General features: G+C 63.0%; 4 protein-coding genes and 1 pseudogene. 3 read left to right on the plus strand and 2 right to left on the minus strand.

Annotated features, from left to right (window positions below):
• From AC1DSN_RS19175 to AC1DSN_RS19185, 3 genes and pseudogenes are all read left to right on the plus strand, one after another.
• Nucleotides 1–386 (plus strand): annotated as a pseudogene (locus AC1DSN_RS19175) (TPM domain-containing protein); the annotation flags it as partial.
• On the plus strand, nt 386–886 hold the full coding sequence (locus AC1DSN_RS19180) for a TPM domain-containing protein (protein WP_477297651.1): 501 nt from the start codon (nt 386–388) through the stop codon (nt 884–886). The pseudogene AC1DSN_RS19175 and the gene AC1DSN_RS19180, both read left to right, overlap by 1 nt.
• Before the next feature lie 107 nt (nt 887–993).
• A complete protein-coding gene (locus AC1DSN_RS19185; protein ID WP_053057426.1) occupies nt 994–1,500 on the plus strand; it encodes an SgcJ/EcaC family oxidoreductase in 507 nt (168 codons plus the stop codon).
• A 3-nt stretch (nt 1,501–1,503) separates the two neighbouring features.
• On the opposite strand, the gene AC1DSN_RS19190 is transcribed toward AC1DSN_RS19185, so the two are convergent.
• Complete coding sequence (locus tag AC1DSN_RS19190) at nt 1,504–2,151, minus strand: P-loop NTPase family protein (RefSeq protein ID WP_477332261.1); 648 nt, start codon at nt 2,149–2,151, stop codon at nt 1,504–1,506.
• Between the two features lie 167 nt (nt 2,152–2,318).
• A partial coding sequence (locus AC1DSN_RS19195) for a TonB-dependent receptor domain-containing protein (protein ID WP_477332263.1) occupies nt 2,319–4,200 on the minus strand: 1,882 nt, incomplete at its 5' end.

Here is a 4,200-nt window from a genome sequence, read left to right on the forward strand (position 1 = left end):
ATCCCGACGAAGCCCATGAGCGCCGACACGGCGGTGGCAACCTGTTCCTGCCGCTGATCTTCGGCGTGCTTTTCCTTCGCGGCATCCTCGGCCGTGCACCGCTGTGGGCGCGTATGCCCATCGGTGGTGCCGTCACGGGCGGACTGGCGTGGCTGATCATGAGCTCGGTGTTTGGCGGGGTTATCGGCCTCGTCGCTGGCGCCCTGTTCATGGCGATTCCGGGTGGTGCGGGCCGCTCCATCGGTGGCGGTGGCTGGGGCGGCTTTGGTGGCTTCGGCGGCGGTGGCGGTTTTGGTGGTGGCGGCTTCGGTGGCGGTGGGGGAGGCGGCGGCTTCAGCGGAGGCGGCGGCAGCTTCGGTGGTGGCGGCGCGTCGGGGAGCTATTGATGGACATGCAACGGATCGTCGCCAATCTGTTCGGTGCCTGGTTCCAGATGGGTCGGCAGTTCGGGTCGGACACCCTCGACGCGATTGCGGGCACGGTTTCGTCGGGAGAAACCACACACCGGGGCGAATTACGCGTCGCGATCGAATCGCGCCTGCCGTTCTCCGCTGTCGCGTCTGGCGTCACGGCCCGCGACCGCGCGGCGATGCTGTTCGCTCATCTGCGCGTCTGGGACACTGAAGATAACTGTGGTGTCTTGCTGTACGTGTTGCTTGCCGAGCATCGCATCGAAATCATCGCGGACCGCGGCATCGCGCGGGCCGTCACGCAGGCGGAATGGGAAGCCATCACCGTCCATATGCGCGACGCGTTCGCCCAGGGCCGTTTTCGCGAAGGCGTGCAGATCGGCGTCGCCGACGCCGGTGCGTTACTGACCCGGCATTTCCCTGCCGACGGTCGTTCGCGCGAAAACGAGCTGCCCGACCGACCACTGGTGCTGTAACCCTGGCGTTACGCACTGGGGGCGCGGGAGGCATACGCCCTTCGGGGAATGGTCTGGAGGCTCTTCCCGTAGCACGCTTGACGAGTCATCCCCGTCCGGTGCGACGCATGAAGACCTTCCTGCTCCTGCTCATCCTGTTGCTCGGACCGTCGCTGGCGCAGGCCCAGTCCGGCAACGACGAAGCCGCTCTCACGGCACTACCCCAGGCTTTCATCGATGCCTGGAATCGGCACGACGGTCACGGCCTCACCGTTCTCACCGAGCGTGAGGTCGATTTCGTCACGGTCGACGGCAAGTGGATGCGGGGGCAGAAGGATTTCGAGACGTATCACACGCGCATTCTCGGTACGCGCTTCCGCGACTCGGTCAACCGCGTCATCGGTACCAACGTGCGTTTTCTGGGGCCGGATCTTGCCTCCGTGCATTACACCTGGCAGATCACCGGCGCCACCGACGACGCGGGCCGGGCGATCCCGCCCCGTTCCGGCATCATGATGTTTCTCGCGCGCAAGCAGCACGGCCAGTGGTTGATCGCGGTGGGGCAGAACACGAATGGCGCGCCTGTTCGTAGCGAAGGGGCGGATATTGTTTCGCCGTTGGCGCTGGTGCCTTAGTGCTCATGGAAGCGCTAAGAATTCCAGCGCATTCAGCAGCGTCAATCCATTAGAGCCGCTCAGAAGGTTCCAACCCTTGTATGCCCTCATCGCTGCCGATGCTTCGACGACATTCGAATAGTTCGGATCTGCAGGCGCGACAGGCACCGTCGGAACTTCGTTCGCATTGAACTTCGATCTGGCAACGTAATGCAGCGTCTGGCCCTTAATCTCGGTAAACCTTTCCATGCTGAAAGGAGGCTCGGTACAGTCCATCTTCGTAATGGCGAGCACGCATCGGGTAGCTCCGAGGTTATCGTGCGCGTACGAGATCAGCTGCCGCACCGCACCTTTTGACGATAGACAGCCTTCGAACTCGCCGTACGCTGCAGGAATGACTACGAGGATCGAGTCGATTTTCGAGGGGAATGTGCCTTCGGAAGGGATCGCATCAGTATGAAATGCGTTGAGGTTGCATGTTGGAAGCGCCAAGCTTCCGCAAGAGATCGACCCATTCCACGTCTGCAAAGCATCCCATGAGGCCGCAGCGCCGCTCGCACCAGATTCAATCTGTGAAGGATCGCTGGCTCGAAGTAGCGATCCCATCAGGTAGCTGATGCCACCTCCCTTTGGACCGATGACAAGCGCGTTGACGGTCGGCTGCATTGACATTTGCCTCACTCCTTGGCCATGTGCTCGACGTAAATGGTTTCAGCTGGTGCGCTGCAAGGCAATGGGGCGAAGATCTCTGGCCACGAACTCATTGCCTTGAGTTTCGCCGTGGTGAGGTAGCGCTTGCCGATTCAGCGCCACGTTTCTTCAGCTGACAACGCAATGCTTCAGAACTTTTGCTGGTAGCCGACGTAGAAATACCGGTCGATGTCGAACGCGGGATTGTACGGGGGGCTGCCGCCGCCGGCGCTGGATACGTTGTAGTAGAGCGGTCCCTTGCGCGCGAAGACGTTATTGATGCCGACACGGAAGTTGCCGTTCCAGGGGGCCTGCCAGCGCAGCTGCGCATCGTGGAAGGCGACCGAGCCCTTGCGGCTCACGCCGGTGACGCCAGTGATCGCGTTGAGTTCATTCGGACGATTGCACTCGACCGTGGACGACCAGCACGAGTCTTTCAGGCCGTCGAAGTAGCGTACGGTCCACGTCGCACCGAAGCGCCTCCACGACCAGTCGAGCGAGAGGTTCGAGCGGACGCGATACAGGCCCTGCACGCCGTTCATGTAGCCGGCCAGCTGGCGTGGCGGTGAACCGGGGCTGCTCGATTGCGTGTAGTCCTTCAGATAGGTGCTATCCGAGAGCAGGGTGAACTCGCCGTAGCGTGTTTCCGGGAAACGGTAATGCGCGCCGAGATCGTAGCCTTCGGTACGCAACGTGCCTAGGTTGGCCAGGCTTTCGTCCAGCGAGGTGATATGGCCGTCGGCCGCACGCGTGAAGCGTCCGCAATACGTCGGATCGTTCCGCACGTAGCAGAAGTTGAGAATGTCGCCGGCAAGGATCGGCGTGATGACATCGCGGATGTCGACCTTGTAATAGTCGAGCGTGACATCGAGGCCATCGAGGTAGCCGGGGCTGTACACCAAGCCGGCGGTGCGCGTAATCGACGATTCCGGCTTCAGCGCGGGATTGGCGCCCGTGCGGAAAGCCACGGGATTCTGGCCACCGGTGGCGGAGTTGACTTGCGCGCCCGACTGGTCGATCTGCCGATAGTTCGCGGGTACGCCTGCCGCGGCGCAGCGGCCACGCACGCCTGCATCGGACGCGGCGGCACCAAAGGCGCTGTCGCAAGGGTCGAGGAAGCTTTCGAAACTTTCGCTCGAACCCGCGTAAAGATCCGCCACCGTTGGTGCGCGGAAACCTTCGGCATACGTACCGCGCAAGAGCAGATCGTCGAACGGCTTCCAGCGGAAGCTGTACTTGTTGTTGGTGCGACCGCCGAAGGCCGAGTAGTGCGAATAGCGCGATGACGCGTTCACCGCCAGTTCCCGTGCGAAGGGCAGGTCGGCCAGCAGCGGCACGTCGAGTTCGAGGTAGGCCTCGTTGACGATGTAGCCGCCGTTCGTCGGATTGCTGGCCAGTTGGGTAGTCAGGCCGGCGGAGTCGGCGGGATCGGGCACGTAGCGTCCGTTCTCGGTGCGATGCTCGAGACCACCGGCCACGCGAACCGTGCCGGCGGGCAGGTCGAACACGCCGCCGGTCAGGTTGGCGACGACGTCGTTGGTCCTCGTCACCTGGCGGGCGGTGGTCGTGGATTGCACGTAGTTCCACACGGCATCCGGCGTGCCGCCGGGACCGGCAAGGATGTTCCACGGCACGCAGCCAGCCGCGCGATCCGCAGCATTGGCGCAGACGACGTTCCCGTTGACGACCGACGTCGGTCCCAGCGCTTTGGCGGCATTGACCAGATTGATATTGCCGCTATCGGTGCGGCTGTCGCGCGCCTCGGAATATCCGTAGGTGACGTCCCAGTTCCACGTGCGGTCATTCCAGAGGAAGCTGCCTTCGGCGCCGGCATCGACGTGGAAGGCCTTGCTCTTCGCCCAGCTGATACGCGGCAGTTCCGTCGTGCGGCGGAAGAAGTCGGTGTCGTAGCCTGGGAACGGGTTGTACGCGTTGCCCGCATCGATAGTCAGGTCGCTGGTGCGTCCAGAACCGCTTTCGAGAGGATAGCCCGCCGCCTGGCTGCGCGTGTCGCGCACTCCGTAGTTGGCC

Source organism: Luteibacter sp. P4_D7_3, assembly GCF_056401735.1.